The organism is Sandaracinaceae bacterium (genome assembly GCA_016706685.1).
Lineage (GTDB): Bacteria > Myxococcota_A > Polyangia > Polyangiales > Houyiibacteriaceae > JADJJE01.
On sequence record JADJJE010000039.1, the window covers coordinates 21,368 to 37,189 of the forward strand.

The window sequence follows — 15,822 nt, forward strand, 5'->3', positions numbered from 1 at the left end:
CTCATTGTGCGTAGAACGGGAAGAGCGAGACCGCGTACTGCGAGGTCATGGACTGCGCACGGCAGCTCCCCACGGTCGCGTCGGCGCAACCGAGGTTGCTGCAGCTGGTCGTCCCGAAGCAGCGGATTTCGCCCGTCGAGGTGAGCGCGCAGCCGTTCAGAGCGTTGACGACGCTGGAAGAGGGCCCGGCTGAGGTCAGGTAGGGGAGCGTGCTCCGATCTCGGCCGAGGGACACCACACCCGTGAGCGGCGTGCCTGCAGCCGTCTCGACCGTGTCGAGATCGAATCGTCCTCCTCCACTCGTGCAACTGCCGCTCGCAGGTGGACGTCTGCAGGCGACGCGCCCGTTGGCGAGCACCACACAGCGCCCGTTCGTGTCGAGGATCCCCGCGAGGGTAGTCGAGGCGGCCCCGTCGAGCTGTCCCACGGCGAGCGTCGTGCTCGCTTCTGGAATCGGCCCGGTCGACTCGCAGGTCGACTCTGCGTTCTCGTTCCAACAGTGAAGATTGCGGGCAGCACCGACGATGATGCAGCCCGTCGGTCCCGTGGTGACGGCGAGGTCGACGGCGCCGGTGAGGCCGATGTTCGTGGCGAGCGTGGCATGGGTCGAGTTGCGTCCCCAGCAGGAGACGACGCCCCCGCTTCGCCGCACGCAGGCGTACCCGAGGGTCGAACCAGTGCCGGTCTCGTCGGCACACTCGAGCTGCACGGCATCCGTGATGAGGCCAGCGGCCGTGGATACGTCAGCGCGGTACATCAAGGAATCCGTCCTGCCGAAGCAGGACACACGACCGCCTGAGTGGATGACGCAGCCAGCGCGTCCGTCGTGACACGCGTCCGTGATGTTCACGTTGCCGAGCGCCGTCATCCGGACCGTGGTCGGCGTGGTGGTGCTGGTGGTCACGCCATTGCCGAGGGCGTTCTGCCACTGGTTCCCCTGGCAGAAGAGCTGTCCGTTGCTGCGAACCACACAGATGACGGACGCACCCGTGGTGAGCTGGACGGCGTCGGTGATGGGTGAGACCACGCCCCCCACGTTCATCTCGAGCAGCGAAGCCTGCGCCACGCAGGCGGTGCCAGCGGCGTTCGCGCCCCAACACGAGACACGACCACTCGCCCACCGTACACACGCGTGCGCGCCACCGGCGGCGCTCTCGACCTGCTCGACGGCGCGGTCACATTGCCCGGTGGTCGTCTCACACCAGTTCGCACCCGTGCAGCTGCTGCTCGCCGCGGGCTCTTCGTCGACACCACCGCTGCAGTTGTTGTCGATCACATCGCAGACCTCGGCCACACCGGGATTGCGGCTGGGGTTGTTGTCGGCGCAATCGGTCTTCGGGAGCGAGCCTCCCGTGCAGCTGGCCCCCGTGGGCGCATAGCCGTCGTTGTCCTGGTCCTCGCTCGCCTTGACGCCGCCACCCGTCGCGCAGACGTCGTCGATGCGATTGCAGCGCTCCGTCGCCCCGGGATGGATGTTCGGGCTCATATCGGCGCAGTCGGTCCTCGGGAGCGGGCCTCCCGTGCAGCTCGCCGTCGTGGCCGCGTAGCCATCGTTGTCCTGGTCCTCGCTCGCTCTGACGCCGCCCCCGGTCGCACACACGTCGTCGATGCGATTGCAGAGCTCCGGCGCCCCCGGATGGATGCTCGGGTCCGCATCGGCGCAGTCGTCCTTCGGCAGGGGCCCGCCGCTGCATGCGGCGGCCGTACCGGCGTGGCCGTCGTTGTCCTGGTCCTCACTCGCTCTCACGCCCCCTCCCGCCGCGCACGTGTTGTCGAGCCGGTCGCACAGCTCCATGGCTCCCGGGTGAATCGTCGCGTTCGCCTCCACGCAGTCGCCACCGAACGCGCTCCGCCCCGGCTGCGGCGAGCACGCGATGATGGCCGTCCCAATCACACCGTCGCCGTAGCCATCCCCGTCAGCGTCCACGTACCACGGGACGTTCACCACGCCTTCGTCGACCACCGTGTTGCAGTTGTTGTCCTCGCCGTCGCAGAGCTCGGTCGCGCCTGGACGTGTGTTGAACGTGGAGTCGTCGCAGTCGCCTCCCGTTGTGGCGTAACCCGTGGTCGGACCGCAGGCCTCGAGCGACATCAGCGAGTCGCCGAAGCCGTCGTCGTCCGAGTCGAGGTAGTACGTGCGCTGCGCCAGCCCCTCGTCGGTCTGTCCGTTGCAGTTGTCGTCGAGGCCGTTGCAGACCTCCGGAAGCACGATGCCGTCGTCGATGAGGCCATTGCAGTCGTCGTCCCTCCCGTTGCAGACCTCCGTCTGACCGGGTCGCACGCCGACGGAAGCGTCGTCGCAGTCCGTGTGGTTGGTGGCCATGGCCGGCTGCACCGAGCAGGCGCTGAGCGGTGTCGCGTCGAGAGCGCCGTACCCGTCGCCATCGGCGTCGGTGTAGTAGTCGACGAAGGGAACGTCCTCGTCCGTCATCGTGTCACAGTCGTCATCGGTTCCGTTGCAGACCTCGGGAACGCTCGGATGCACGCCGGAGCGCGTGTCGTCGCAGTCGCCCCCACAGGTCCTGACTTCCGTCGTGGCGTCCACGTTGCAACAGAGCGCGTCCGGGTAGGCATCGCCGTCCTGGTCACGCACGCCAAACGTCCTCGGGTCGCAGTCCTCGTCGATGTCGCTCGTGTCGCAGACCTCCGGATGCCCGGGATAGCGCGCAGCATTGGCGTCGTCGCAGTCCGCGCCGCCGCACTCGACGGCCTCGACTCCGTCACCGTCCGCGTCGAGCGTGACGACGCAGTCCGTGGCGCAAGTGCGCGTCACCTCGTTGCATAGCTGAGCTGCGAAACAGGCGTCGCGGACCGCACCGATGCAGCCGCGCTCATCCGCTTCGCTCGAGCCCGGCTGGCACAGCTCACGGCCGTTGCAGAACACCTGGTCGTCGCAGTCGGCGGTGGTGGCACACCGTTCCCCCGCATCCCCCATGCTGGGGCTCTCCGTGGGACTGCAGCCGAAGCTTCCAAACACCAAGATCAAGAGGAGAACCGGACGACAACGCATGGCGCATGCTACGCATGCTCGGCGCCCCTGACTAGACGAGGGGTGAGTACCCGGTCTTTGGCTGTCTGTGACCCCGAGAGTCACGCGGCGCCCTCAACCGCTGATCTCGACGCCCGCCTTCGCGATGCGCGGGTCGATCTGCGAGCGGTGGCGGGCGAGCGTGGACCCCGCGATGAAGAGGCGCTTCAGCTTCGGCAGGCGGCGCAGCGTGTCGTGCTCCAGGAAGCCGCGCGCGTTCATGAGCGAGACGGTCTCGATCTCGGGGCCGAAGCGGGCGAGGTCCGGCACGCGCTCGAGCTCCTGTTGATCGTGACGGCGCCCGTCCCGGACGCTTTGGCGCGCTTCGCGGGCTTCTTCTTCGGGGCTGCGGGCTTTGCCATAGCGCCAGATGCTCGGCGACCGCGCGTCCGTGCGCAAGCGAGCCTGCTCGACGGGAGCGGGGCGTCTGTGGCACTAGGTACCCCATGGATCGCGCTCCCGATGAGCTGTCCCAGCTGACGGAGTCACTGCTCCGCTGCTCTCACGCTGGAGAGGCCAAGCCCGTGGTGGACGCGCTCGTGGCCCGACTCGCGGAGCTGACGGGGGTCGAGCTGCATCCGGACGGCTTCCGCGACGAGCACGCCACGCTGACCGCGCGCGGAAAGGCCGTGTCGCTCACGACGGCGGCGCAGTGTGGCGAAGACGTGGAGCGCACGCGCGTGTTCCTGCAGGGTGTGCATGCAGGCCTGGTGCACGCGCTGGCCCGTGTCCCCGAACACGCCCCCGTGCATGTGCTCTACGCGGGCACGGGTCCGTTCGGGTTGCTGCTGGTGCCCCTACTGCCGCTGCTGCCTCCGGCGCATCTCGCCCGGCTGCGGGTCACGCTGCTGGACATCCACGCGGAGTCGCTGGCCACGTTGAAGGTGGTCGTCGATCACCTCGGTGTCCAGGAGTCCATCGAGGCGTTCGTGCAGGCCGACGCCTGCGAGTGGCAGCCACCGCAGCGCTTCGACGTGATCCTCTCGGAGACCATGCACGCAGGGCTCGAGCGGGAGCCTCAGGTCAGCGTGTTCGCGCACCTGTCCGGCTTCCTGGCAGAAGACGGGGTGCTGATCCCCGAGGCGGTCGTCGTGAACCTGTGGCTCTCGCGCGGGCGGGGCGCTCCCCATGCACCGGGTGAGGGCTCCCGCAAGCACTTGGGCCAGCTCTTCCGGCTGGACCGGCAGACGGCCGAGCAGCTGGGCACCGGTGACCACTCGGCCCTGCAAGGGCACCTGCCGGTCCCGGCCCACCCCGCGCAGCTCGAGCACCTCGAGGTGTCGACGGTGGTCCAGGTGTTCGGCGGGCACGGGCTGTCCGAGGGCCAGTCCATACTGACGCTGCCGGTCTACACGAAGCACGCACGGGTGCAGCCCGAGACGGTGCTGCGCTTTCGCTACGTGCTCGACGCTCGCCCACGCTGGGAGTTCGAGCACGAGCGTCGCCCCTCCCTGCTGGACACGCCCCTGCCGAACCGAGAGGCCGCGAGCCCCCTCGGGCTGCTGCACCTGCCGCGGCTCTGGCACCGCACGCAGCTCCAGAAGCACGGGTCACGTACTGCGGAAGAGCGCGACCGCGTGCGGGCCCAGCTGTCCTCCGTTCCAGCCAGCGAATGGGACCTCGACACGGAGCTCTTCCTTGCGCTCGGTGTGGAGCCAGCGCCCGCCATGGAGCGTCTGTTCCGGGCCGAGACGCTAGACGACGTGGAGGCCTGGCTGCTGGCCCAGCGCGCGGACGTCCCGCGCCACGAGCTCATCGCGCTGGTGAACCGAGCGCTCGTAGAGCGCGCCGGCGTCGAGTAAAAGTCCAGGTCCGCCCGAGCCACCGAGGCCTCGACATCGGTCGTGGCGCAGACCACAGAGGACACGCTACGCTTCGGGCATGTCAGCGATTCGCGCGCGCGTCGAGAATGGACGGCTCCTGGTAGATGAGCCAACGAGCCTTCCAGAAGGCACGGTGCTCGATCTCGTGGTGGACGATGAAGGCGACGCACTGGATGCGCTGGAGCGCGAAGCCCTCCATGCGGCGATCCTGGCTGCCTGGCAGTCGGTTCAAGAAGGTCGAGGGCGCTCGGCGGCCGATGTCCTCGCAAACCTGCGCGCGCCGCGGTCCGCGCGGCAACCATCGATGTGGACCAGGCCGACCTAGACGTGGTCTTCACGAAGATCGCGCGCGGACTCTATTGGTGGCGACACCATCGGCTACCCGTGGCGCGACGAGCCGTTGTCAGCGTGATCCCCTCGGACGCGTTCGGACAGTGGTCGGCGCTCATCGCGCAACCCGTTCAGAAACTAGGTTCTGAGTTCTGGTGGATGAGCGCGCACGAAGACGGCAACCCGACGTGGGCCGCATGGCTCTTCATCGTGTTTGGTGCAGTTCCAGTGGGTGTCTGGATGGGGCAAGCTGCCGAGCTTCCCAACCTGCCGCGGAGCTCAGGCGTTACGCTCCGACGTTAGACAAGGACACAAGCGCCTGGACGCTCGCCCACTAACGAGAGCAGACCAGTTGGTAGAGAAGGCCGCACCATTCCACCGAGGGAACCCGAGTCTGGGACCCAAGAGGCCACCGACTTTCACTCACCCAGTCCTCCTCCGCAGGGGGAGGACTTCCGCCCCGGCCGAGGCCAGGGATGCTGCCCCGGCTTTCAAGCCTTTCAAGCCGGGGTGCCCATTCCCCTTGCTTTCAAGCTCAGAACTGCGCCACAAGCCCACCGACCGATGCCTGCGAGCCAGCCTCGCCAAGACAGAGCCCCCTCGAGAAGCCGTCTCAAGGAGCTCCCGGCAGCGGCCCCCGCGGCGCCCCCTCCAGCTCCCGCACGCCCAGCAGCCGGCACAGCGTGGGCGCCACCTGCAGCGTGCTCAGCGCATCCCGCGTCTCGAGAGGCTCCACCCCTGGGCCCATGAACAGCACCGGCACGATGCGGTCGTAGTCCCACGGGCTGCCGTGCCAGACGCCGTTGCGCGTGTAGCCCGAGCCGAAGAGGTGCTGCTCGCGCGGGACCACGTACAGGTCGCCGCCGAGGTCTGCGGCGACGCCCTCCCAGATGGTGCGCTCGAGCGGGTCGCTCGGCGCCTCACGCGCGGCGAGCTCGGCCACGTCGAACACCCGCTGGATGCCACGCTGCGCTTCCAAGAACGTGATGGAGAGCGGGATGACCGGCTCGCGCCGGACCAGCGCCTCGGGCGTCAGGTAGATGTAGGTGTCCTCGAACGCCGCGATGTAGTCGGCTGAGCCCAGCTGCGCGTCGAGGTGCTCCTCGAGCAGGCGCACCAGGTCGTCCTCCTGCAGGTTGGGGCCCGTGCCCACGCGCTCCGGAAGGCGCGGGCCGCCGTGGTCGGACGTGATGAGCACCGACACGTCCATGCGCCGCGAGAGCGCACGGTACAGCTCGCCCAGCATGCGGTCGCTGGCGATGAGCGAGTCGGCGTACTCCCACGACTCGCCGCCGAAGATGTGCCCCGCGTAGTCGGGCGCAGAGACGCTGATGGCCAAGAGGTCCATCACGTCGTCCTCACCGAGACCGAGCGCGCTCACGCCGGCGCGCGCGAGGTCCAGCAGGTACTGCGTGGAGGCTGGCGTCACGCGGAACACCGAGGAGGCCCGCGAGCTGGCCGCCACATCGTGCGGGAACGTGAGGCCGAGGCCGTACCAGTCTTCTTCGTTGGGCGCGTCGTCGGTCATGCCCAGCGCCAGCAGCTCCTCGGCGAGCGAGGGACGCGACAGCTCCCAGGCCCCGAGGCGCGGCGCGAGCGGGTGCTGGCGCTGGAAGGCCGCGAACCACTCGGGGTACTGCGCGGCATAGAAGGTGGACGTGGTGAAGCCGCCCGCGGTGGGCTCGAACCAGAAGGCATGCGTGCCCGCGCGCGCGGCCGCCGGGATGCTGCCGCGGTCCTTGAGCGACACCGAGAGCACCTTGCCCTGCCCCTCGGTGCTGTCGAGCAGCGCCAGGGACACGCTGTCGCCGCGGATGCCGCGCGGGCTGGCGCTGTACGCGGTGGCCCCCAGCATGGGTGACTCGGGGTCGCTCAGCGGCGTGCTGAGCTCGCGCGTGGCGCGGTGGCGGATCATGTTGGCCACCACGCCGTGCTCGCGCGGCGAGCGGCCCGTGTAGATGGTCACGTGCCCCGGCGCGGTCATGGTGGCGCCGTGCTCGTAGCCCACGTGGTGGTGATACACGCCGCGCGCAGCCACGGTGCGAATGAGGCCGTCGGGTTCCAGCAGAGGAAAGAAGCGCTCGAGCGCGTTCATGCCCATCTGGTCGATGACCACGGACATCACGAGGCGCCCGCGAGGCACGGGGGCCGGCGGTGGGGCCTGCTCGGCGCACTGGCAGCCGGGCGGCAACAGGAAGAGCAAGGCCACCACGGCGATCGCGGCGCGCAGCAGGGAGCGTCCGACGCGAGGCCGGCGGCGAGAGGGGGGAGACGTGCCGTTCACCCTGCGTTGGTAGCGTGCGTGCGTGCGCCCGTAAACCCGTGTCACCAAAGAGTGACAATGCCGCGGTGGGCGTGGGCGGCAGAGTCCGGTAGGCTTCAGCCGATGTGGCCACGGTCGAAGCTGGTGTGCGCGCGCCTCGCGGTGCTGACCGTGGCGCTCGGCACCAGCGCCTGTGTGCGGCCCCCCCTCGAGCCGGGCTGCCCCACGCTCGGCGCGGGCGACCTGGTCATCTCGGAGATCCGCGGCGAGCAGGCGGGCACCGACACGCGCGGCCAGTGGGTGGAGCTCTACAACGCCAGCGCCGCCAGCGTGGCCCTCGCGGGCGTGCAGCTGGTGCTGCGTCCGCTGGCCTCGGCGGCCACCACCATCACGGTGCGTGACCGTCAGCTCAGCATCGCGAGCGGCGGCTACAGCGTGCTGGCCGTGGACCGCGTGTGCTCGTCCGAGGCGTGCGTGGACCGCCTGCCGCCCGACGCGGACTACGGCTTCGGCGAGGACTACACCAGCGACCTGCCGGCCGGCGCCATCGTGGAGGTGTGGTCCTGCGGCGTGCTGGTGGACTCGCTGCTGTACCGCGCGCTGCCGGACACGGGCACGCTGTCGCTCTCGGGGGCGGCTCCGCCGGACGCCGCGCTGAACGACGTGGCCAGCGACGACGCGGGCGAGGTCATCGCGCCCTTCTGCGCCGATGAGACGCTGGCGGTGGGCGGCACCGAGGTGGGCCTGCCGGGGACACCCGGCGCCCCCAACCTGGAGTGCCCGTGATGGTTGCGCGCACGTCACCACCCGGCTGGCTGTTGGCGCTCTCCATCGCCTTGGCGCTCGGGGCCTGCGGCGGCGCATCGTCTTCCGGGAGCGCAGGGCCCTACGACCGCGGGCGCGCGCAGGCGGCGCTGAGCGATGACCCTGGCCTTCTACTGGGGGAGTTTCCGCTGCGGGCCAACGCGGTGGTGGACGGCGACACCATCAAGGTGGGCGGGCTGGACGGCTCGCTGCGCCTCTTGGGGCTGGACGCCGAAGAGACCTTCAAGTCCGAGCGCGACCGGCGGGACTACGAAGCCGGCTGGGAGCAGTACCTGGCGTCGCGTCAAGCGCGCACCAGCCGCCCCATCAAGGTGCCCACGCCGCTGGGCGAAGAGGCCAAGTACTTCGCGCGCGACTTCTTCGAGGGGGTGCAGCGCGTGCGCATCGAGCGCGACCACCCACGCGAGCTGCGGGACCGCTACAACCGCTTCCTGGCGTACGTGTTCGTGGAGCGCGACGGCCGCTGGGTGAACTACAACGTGGAGTGCATCCGCGCCGGCATGAGCCCCTACTTCACCAAGTACGGCTACTCGCGCCGCTATCACGACGAGTTCGTGGAAGCCCAGCGGGAGGCGCGCGCCGCGCAGCGCGGCATCTGGGACCCTAGCAAGCAGCACTACACGGACTACGACGTGCGCCTCGCCTGGTGGGACGCGCGCGCCGACTTCGTGCAGGCCTTCGAGCGCGACGAAGAGGGGCGCACCGACTACATCGCGCTCACCAACTGGGACGCGCTGCGGCGGCTCGAGGCGGCCATGGGCGAGTACGTGACCATCCTGGCCACGGTGGGGGACATCCGGCAGAGCGACCGCGGCCCGACGCGCGTGATGCTCAGCCGGCGCATGTTCTCGGACGTGCCGGCCATCTTCTTCGACCCGTACGTGCTCGAAGACAGCCGCGTGCAGGCCTTCCAGGGCGAGTACATCCGCGTGCGCGGCCGCGTGCAGCAGTGGACCAACCCGTACAACGGGCGCGTGCAGCTGCAGGTGCGCGTGGACCAGGCCTCGCAAGTGGTGGTGCCGACATACGTGCCCCCAGGCAACGGAGACGCCTCTGCGGTCGATGAAGACGCCCCCGTCGATGAAGACGCGCCCGTAGACCCCGCTCCCAGCCCGGCCCCTCCTGCCCCGTCCCCACCCGTTCCTCCTCAGGTGACCCCATGAACCGCCCTTCCTGCTTGCCTGCTTCGGCCCCCCTCGCCCTCGTGGCGCTCTCCCTCGCGGCGTCCATCACAGGCTGCGGCGGCGACGGCCCCAGCGACCCTTGCGCAGGCCTGCTCCCCGGAGACCTGGTCATCAGCGAGGTCATGGCCAACCCGAGCGGCGCGGACGACGGGCGCGAGTGGGTGGAGATCCACAACCCGGGGTCGGCCGAGCTGTCACTCACGGGGCTCGAGCTGGTGCGCAGCGCGGAGGACGGCAGCGGCGCGCGCGCCCACGTGTTGGACACGGCAGACCTGCTGGCCGCGGGCGCCTACTACGTGCTGGGCGGCGTGCTGGACGCGGCGCGCCCCAGCTACGTGAACTACGGGTACGGCGACGCCCTGGGCGACTTCGGCAACACGTCGGGCCGCGTGGTGCTCCGCTGCGGTGACCGCGTGATCGACGAGGTGGTCTACCTGGACAGCACCGACGGGGCCTCGCGCGCCTACGACGGCGACCTGCCGCCGAACGCCACCGCCAACGACGACACCACCCGCTGGTGCGACAGCCCTGCCACGTTCTCGACAGGCGACTTCGGCTCGCCCGGCGTGCGCAACGCCTCGTGCGGAGGCAGCTCGCTAGGCCGCTGCAGCGAAGGCGGCGTGGAACGCGACACCATCCCGCCCACCGAGGGCGACCTGGTCATCACCGAGCTGCACCCCAACCCCATGGCCGTGGCCGATGGCGAGGGCGAGTGGTTCGAGGTGCTGGTGCAGGCCGAGGTGGACCTCAACGGGCTGCAGCTGGGCAAGGTGCCCGGCACCGTGCTCACCACGCTCTCGTCCAGCGAGTGCTTGAGCGTGAGCCCAGGGACCTACGTGCTGTTCGCGGCCGGCACCGACAGCGCCACCAATGGTGGACTGACCAACGTGGACTTCCTGGCCGACCTGGCGCTGAGCAACTCGGGGGGCAGCGTCTTCGTGGGCTACGCCGACGTGGTGCTGGACACGTTCACGTACACCAGCTCGGGAGACGGCGCGTCCACGCAGCTGGACCCACGCCACCTCACCTTCGACGAAAACGACGACGAGGCGCTCTGGTGCCGTAGCGCGGCGACGTACGGCGACGGTGACCGCGGCACCCCCGGTGGCGCCAACATGCAGTGCATGTTCCCGCTGCCCGAAGGCATGTGCGACGCCGGCGGAGGGACGCTGCGGCAGATCGTGCCGCCCGTGCTGGGCGACGTGGTGATCACGGAGCTCATGCCCGACTCGGGTGCCGTGGGCGACACGGCCGGCGAGTGGTTCGAGGTGTACTTCGCGAGCGACGCGGACCTGAACGGCCTCGAGATGGGCACCACGCTGGGCTCTGTGGGCTACCGCATCGAGCAAGAGGCCTGCCTGCGCGTGACGGCCGGCAGCTACGTGGTCTTCGCCAAGGACGCAGCGGGCGCCAATGGCGGGCTGCCGGGCACCCCCATCGACTACGACACGCTCACGCTGGGCAACAGCGCCACCTCCGCGGAACCCGGGACGCTCTTCGTGGGCCTCGACGGCACCGCGCTGGACGTGGCCAACTGGTTCACGTCGGACGCGGGTGTGGCCCGCAGCCTGGACGTGGACGCGCTGGATGCGGATGAGAACCAGACCGAGGCGAACTGGTGCGCGGCCGCGGCCACCGACACCTATGGCGCGGGCGACCGCGGCACTCCCGGCGCAGCCAACCCGGCCTGCCCCTTCGTGCTGCCGCCGGGCCAGTGCCTGGACAACGGCATCCCGCGCGCCATCGACCTGCCCGTGGCAAGTGAGCTGGTCATCACCGAGGTGCTGCCCGACTCGTCGGCCGTGGACGACACCTTCGGCGAGTGGTTCGAGGTGTACGCGAGCGCGCCCGTGGACCTGAACGGGTTGCAGGTGGGCACCACCTTCGGGTCGCCCAGCTTCACGCTCACTCAGGACGACTGTGTGACGCTCGCCGCCGGCGACTACGTGCTGTTCGCCCGCAACGGCGACACCGGCGTGAACGGTGGCCTCCCGCTGACCGCCATCGAGTGGGGCGGCACGCTCAGCAACGACCCGGGCTCGCTCTTCATCGGCGTGGGCGACGCGCTGCTGGACTCGGTGGCGTGGAGCAGCTCGCCCACCGGCGCCTCGCTACAGCTCGAAGTCGCCGACTACGACCACACCACCAATGACGCGTTCCGCGATGCGGCGTGCGACGGGAGCAGCGCATACGGCGCGGGCGATCTCGGCACGCCGGGGATGGCGAACGTCATGTGCCCCTTCGTGCTGCCGCCAGGGCAGTGCCTCGACGGAGGGACACCGCGCGCCATCGTGCCGCCCGTCGCGGGCGACGTGGTCATCACGGAGATCATGCCCGACACCGGGGCGGTGGACGACGTGGACGGTGAGTGGTTCGAGGTGTACTTCGCGAGCGCCGCAGACCTGAACGGCCTGCAGATGGGCACCACCAGCGGCACGGTGGCGTACGCCATCATGGAAGATGACTGCCGCCGCGTGACGGCCGGGAGCTACGTGGTGTTCTCCAAGAACGCGGCGGGCGCGAACGGCGGCCTGCCCGGCGGGGCCGTGGACTTCAACACGCTCACGCTGGGCAACAGCGCCACCCAGGGCAGCCCGGGGACGCTCTTCGTGGGGGTGAACGACACCGTGCTGGACACCGCCAACTGGTTCGGCTCGAGCACCGGCGTGGCGCAGAGCCTGGACCCCGACGCGCTCGACGCCACCATGAACGAGACCGCAGTCAACTGGTGCGCGGCCGCCCTCGGAGACACCTATGGCGCAGGCGACCGGGGCACTCCAGGTGCAGCCAACCCGGAGTGTCCGCTGGTGCTGCAGCCCGGGGAGTGCGGCGACAACGGGACGGCGCGCGCGATCGTGACGCCCGGGGTGGGCGACCTGATCATCACCGAGGTGATGGCCGACCCGGCTGCCGTGGGGGACACCCTCGGCGAGTGGTTCGAGGTGTACGTGGCCACCGACGTGGACCTGAATGGGCTTCAGGCCGGCACGACCTTCGGCATGCCCAGCCTGATGGTCACGCAGGCCGACTGCCTGCGGGTCACCTCGGGTTCGTACGTGCTGTTCGCGCGCAACACCACCATGGGCACGAACGGTGGCCTCCCCCCCGGCGCCATCGGCTACACCTTCAACCTGGCCAACGACCCGGGCTCGCTCTTCATCGGCGTGAACGGCGCGCTGGTGGACGAGGTGGCGTGGACCAGCCCTCCCACGGGCGCGTCGCTGCAGCTCGAGCCCGCAGACTACGACGAGGCGCTCAACGACGCGCTGCGCATGGTCGCGTGCGATGGCACCACGGTCTACGGCGCAGGTGACACAGGCACACCGGGCGCAGCGAACCTCGACTGCCTCGACGCGGGCGAGTGTTGGGACGGAACGAGCGCGCGAGCCATCGTCACGCCGGTGGTGGGCGACCTGTACATCAACGAGGTGATGCCCAACCCGACCGCAGCGAGCGAAGGTCCTTCCGAGTGGTTCGAGCTCGTGGCCACGGCCGATGTGGATCTCAACGGCTTGGTGGTCGCCAATGCCGCGACCACGCTCCCCGAGCTGGGCGGCGACGACTGCCTGGCCGTCACGGCCGATCAGTTCGTGGTCTTCGCGCGGGGCACGGACGCTTCCGCCAACGGCGGCCTCCCTGCGGTGGACTTCGTCTACAGCCAGTCAGCGCCCACGCTCGGCTTGTTGAACACCAACGGCACCCTGTCGATCAGCCACGAGAGCGTGCTGCTCGATGCGGTGACCTGGACCGCCACCCTGGACGGACGGTCTCGCTCGCTCATCGCCGGCCAGACCACGCCGCACGTGGACAACGACACGCTCACCAACTGGTGCAACGAAACGGTGCTCTACGGCCCCATGGCCAACGGAACGCTGGCACGCCGGGCTCCGCGAACCTATGCGTCCCGTGAGCCCCTCCCGCCTGACCGTGCTCGCCGCGAGCCTGCTGCTGGGTGGCTGCTTCCCCGAGTCCGAGGGAAGCGGCTGCGGGCCCAGCCGGGCCGTGGTGGAGCGCGTGATCGACGGAGACACGGTGGAGCTCGATAGCGGTGAGCGCGTGCGCTACCTGCTGGTGGACACGCCCGAGAACACCACCAGCGTGGAGTGCTTCGGCGTGGAGGCCACCGCCTTCAACCGCGCGCTGGTAGAGGGCCGCGAGGTGCGCCTCACCTATGACCTGGAGTGCACGGACCGCTTCGGCCGGCTGCTGGCCTACGTGGAGATCGAGGGCCGCAGCGTGAACCAGGAGCTGGTCGAGCAGGGCTACGCGTGCGTGCTGCAGATCCCGCCCAACGGCGTGGACCTCGCGCCGCTCTACATGGACCTCGAGACGCGCGCCGTGGACGAGGGCCGCGGGCTGTGGTCCGCCTGCGTGGACAGCCCATGCTGAGGCACACGGCGGCGACGTGGCTGGGGGTCATGGTGGCGGTCACGCTGCTGCTGGCGCTCGCGCCGCGCACTGCGCGTGCCGTGCAGTACGAGATGCTCATCGACGTGGACAACGAGGAGGACCTGCAGGAGCTCTTCACCACCGGGCAAATCTCGGAGGACACGTGGAACACGCTGGTGCAGATCATGCGCCGTGGCGTGGACTTGAACCGCGCCGACCGCGAGGCGCTGTATGCGCTGCCCAACCTCACCTACGAGGACGTGGACGCCATCCTGGCCTACCGCCAAGAGGCCGGCGTGCTCAACGACCCGGCCGCGCTGGTGCCCGCGGGCGTGCTCACGGCGGAGCAGTTGCTGCAGATCGCGCCGTTCCTGACCGTGGGCGAGGAGTTCCGGCCGCTGAGCGCCACCAACGGCCGCGTGCGCTTCCAGATGGTGGGCTCGCCGGCCGACGACCGCGCGCCGTCCATGGCGCTGCAGGCGCGCGTGAGCACGCTGCGGCACCTGTCGCTGGGGCTGGCCATGGTCACCACGCGCCTGCGCCTGGGCGACCTGCGCTACGACCCCACGCGCGACGCGCTCTCGGCCGAGGGGCAGCGCACCCGCCTGCACGTGCCCAAGTTCTTCGTGCGCTGGGAGGGCGACCACGCCGAGGTGCTGCTGGGCACGTTCCGCGCCGGCTTCGGTCAGCGCCTGACCTTCGACAACTCGGACCGCTTCACGCCCAACGGCGTCTACGCCGACGACGCGGTGTTCTGGAACCCCAGCATGAGCACCAGCTGCCGCGACTCCACCGGCGAGCTGAGCGCGTCGCCGTGCATCGGACCGGAGGGCCCAGGAGCGCGTCACCAGCGACCTGCGCTGGCGCAACAGCCTCATGGGTGTGGCCGTAGGCGCGGAGCACCTGTCGCTCGGCGAGGGCTGGCTGCAGCTCTACGCGTTCGGCTCGTATCAGCCGCAGAGCATCTACCAGTACGAGATCTACGACCGCGGCCGCTGCGACGACCCACGCAACGACGGCGACGCCGCCTGCGCTGCGCCCGACATCTATCGGCGCCGCGACGACTTGCTCGAGCCCACCAGCGAGTTCTCGTTCATGACGCTGGACAACGTGTACGCCGAGGCGCTCGGCGGCGGCAACGTGAGCTACTTCTTCAACCGCCGCGCCCACGTGGGCGTCACGGGCTACGCCGCTCACTCGCGCTTCCTGACCGAGGGCATGGACCTCGACTTCCAGGAGTGGTCGCCGCGCCCCTTCGGCGGGGGCGTGTACGGCGCCGTGGGCGTGGACGCCGCCGTCGGGCGCGGGCCCTGGGACCTCTTCCTCGAGGTGGCGCACTCGTTCGACGACCAGCTCGACGGCGGCGGTGGCATCGGCGCCATCGCGCGCAGCACCATCACCTGGGACCGCCAGGAGCTCGAGCTGACCACGCGCTACTACGACGAAGACTTCGCCAACCCCTACGCGCGCCCCATCGCCGCGCCCGACGAGCAGGACGGCAACCGTGCCCGCGACGAGGTGGGCGGCCGCGTCCGCTACACGGGCACCGTGGCCAACGTGCTGAACCTGCGCGCCTCGGCCGACCTGTGGAGCCGGCCCTCGGACCGCCAGCTGCAGCTGCTGGCCTTCGTGCGCGCGGACCTCGCGGTGGGTGAGGTGGTGAACCCGGGCCTGTGGTTCCAGTTCCAGGACAAGGACCTGCAGTCGAGCGGACACACCGACGTGTGCTACTCCACCAGCACCGAGGACGACGAGAACGGCGAGCCCATCCCGTGCACGGGGCAGCAGTACCAGATCACGGCGCGGCTGCGCGTGGCCCTCGGGCGGCGTTTCTACTCGCTGTTGGCGCAGGTGCGGCACGAGTGGCTGGACGACGGGTCCACGCTCTTCGACAACGGCATGCGCCAGGACTCGTCCGCGTTCTTGAGCTTCCGCGGCAACCCCATCGACCCGCTGCGCTTCGTGCTGCGCGTGCGCTTC

At 70.0% G+C, this 15,822-nt stretch carries 10 protein-coding genes and 1 pseudogene; 7 read left to right on the forward strand and 4 right to left on the reverse strand.

What is annotated here, in order from left to right; translation table 11 throughout:
• Position 1: 1 nt before the first annotated feature.
• Together IPI43_28990 and IPI43_28995 are read right to left on the reverse strand one after the other, a co-directional pair.
• Positions 2-3,010: a putative metal-binding motif-containing protein gene (locus IPI43_28990; protein ID MBK7778105.1), complete on the reverse strand. Its 3,009-nt coding sequence runs from the start codon at positions 3,008-3,010 to the stop codon at positions 2-4.
• 93 nt (positions 3,011-3,103) lie between these two features.
• Positions 3,104-3,298, reverse strand: a complete 195-nt coding sequence (locus tag IPI43_28995) for a hypothetical protein (protein ID MBK7778106.1) — start codon at positions 3,296-3,298, stop codon at positions 3,104-3,106.
• 176 nt (positions 3,299-3,474) lie between these two features.
• Here IPI43_28995 and IPI43_29000 point away from each other — a divergent pair, with 176 nt between their 5' ends.
• Positions 3,475-4,830, forward strand: a complete 1,356-nt coding sequence (locus tag IPI43_29000; protein ID MBK7778107.1) for a class I SAM-dependent methyltransferase — start codon at positions 3,475-3,477, stop codon at positions 4,828-4,830.
• A 79-nt stretch (positions 4,831-4,909) separates the two neighbouring features.
• Complete coding sequence (locus tag IPI43_29005) at positions 4,910-5,176, forward strand: hypothetical protein (protein ID MBK7778108.1); 267 nt, start codon at positions 4,910-4,912, stop codon at positions 5,174-5,176.
• A gap of 618 nt (positions 5,177-5,794) precedes the next feature.
• Here the strand turns inward: IPI43_29005 and IPI43_29010 are convergent.
• A complete protein-coding gene (locus IPI43_29010; GenBank protein MBK7778109.1) occupies positions 5,795-7,390 on the reverse strand; it encodes an alkaline phosphatase family protein in 1,596 nt (531 codons plus the stop codon).
• A gap of 177 nt (positions 7,391-7,567) precedes the next feature.
• Between IPI43_29010 and IPI43_29015 the strand changes: the two genes are divergently transcribed.
• The 4 genes and pseudogenes from IPI43_29015 to IPI43_29030 all read left to right on the forward strand — a co-directional run bounded on the left by IPI43_29015 (position 7,568) and on the right by IPI43_29030 (position 14,219).
• Positions 7,568-8,230 carry a lamin tail domain-containing protein gene (locus IPI43_29015; protein ID MBK7778110.1) on the forward strand — a complete coding sequence of 221 codons (663 nt, stop codon included), beginning with the start codon at positions 7,568-7,570 and terminating at the stop codon, positions 8,228-8,230.
• Entirely contained in the window at positions 8,230-9,432 is a 1,203-nt protein-coding gene (locus IPI43_29020) for a thermonuclease family protein (GenBank protein MBK7778111.1), read from the forward strand. Before IPI43_29015 ends, IPI43_29020 begins: the two co-directional genes overlap by 1 nt.
• A 3,918-nt stretch (positions 9,433-13,350) precedes the next feature.
• Positions 13,351-13,842 carry a thermonuclease family protein gene (locus IPI43_29025; protein MBK7778112.1) on the forward strand — a complete coding sequence of 164 codons (492 nt, stop codon included), beginning with the start codon at positions 13,351-13,353 and terminating at the stop codon, positions 13,840-13,842.
• A pseudogene (locus IPI43_29030) lies at positions 13,836-14,219 on the forward strand (helix-hairpin-helix domain-containing protein). The gene IPI43_29025 and the pseudogene IPI43_29030 overlap by 7 nt, the downstream one beginning before the upstream one ends.
• Here the strand turns inward: IPI43_29030 and IPI43_29035 are convergent.
• Positions 14,120-14,365 carry a hypothetical protein gene (locus IPI43_29035; GenBank protein ID MBK7778113.1) on the reverse strand — a complete coding sequence of 82 codons (246 nt, stop codon included), beginning with the start codon at positions 14,363-14,365 and terminating at the stop codon, positions 14,120-14,122. The pseudogene IPI43_29030 and the gene IPI43_29035 overlap by 100 nt on opposite strands.
• Before the next feature lie 353 nt (positions 14,366-14,718).
• Here IPI43_29035 and IPI43_29040 point away from each other — a divergent pair.
• A partial coding sequence (locus IPI43_29040) for a hypothetical protein (protein MBK7778114.1) occupies positions 14,719-15,822 on the forward strand: 1,104 nt, incomplete at its 3' end.

Excerpts from the sequence above, each read along its gene's own strand:
- IPI43_29035 (MBK7778113.1), bottom strand. The coding sequence starts at position 14,365 with ATGGCCAGCCCCAGCGACAGGTGCCGCAGCGTGCTCACGCGCGCCTGC.
- IPI43_29015 (MBK7778110.1), top strand. The coding sequence starts at position 7,568 with ATGTGGCCACGGTCGAAGCTGGTGTGCGCGCGCCTCGCGGTGCTGACC.
- IPI43_29005 (MBK7778108.1), top strand. The coding sequence starts at position 4,910 with ATGTCAGCGATTCGCGCGCGCGTCGAGAATGGACGGCTCCTGGTAGAT.
- IPI43_29025 (MBK7778112.1), top strand. The coding sequence starts at position 13,351 with ATGCGTCCCGTGAGCCCCTCCCGCCTGACCGTGCTCGCCGCGAGCCTG.
- IPI43_28990 (MBK7778105.1), bottom strand. The coding sequence starts at position 3,010 with ATGCGTTGTCGTCCGGTTCTCCTCTTGATCTTGGTGTTTGGAAGCTTC.
- IPI43_29020 (MBK7778111.1), top strand. The coding sequence starts at position 8,230 with ATGGTTGCGCGCACGTCACCACCCGGCTGGCTGTTGGCGCTCTCCATC.
- IPI43_29000 (MBK7778107.1), top strand. The coding sequence starts at position 3,475 with ATGGATCGCGCTCCCGATGAGCTGTCCCAGCTGACGGAGTCACTGCTC.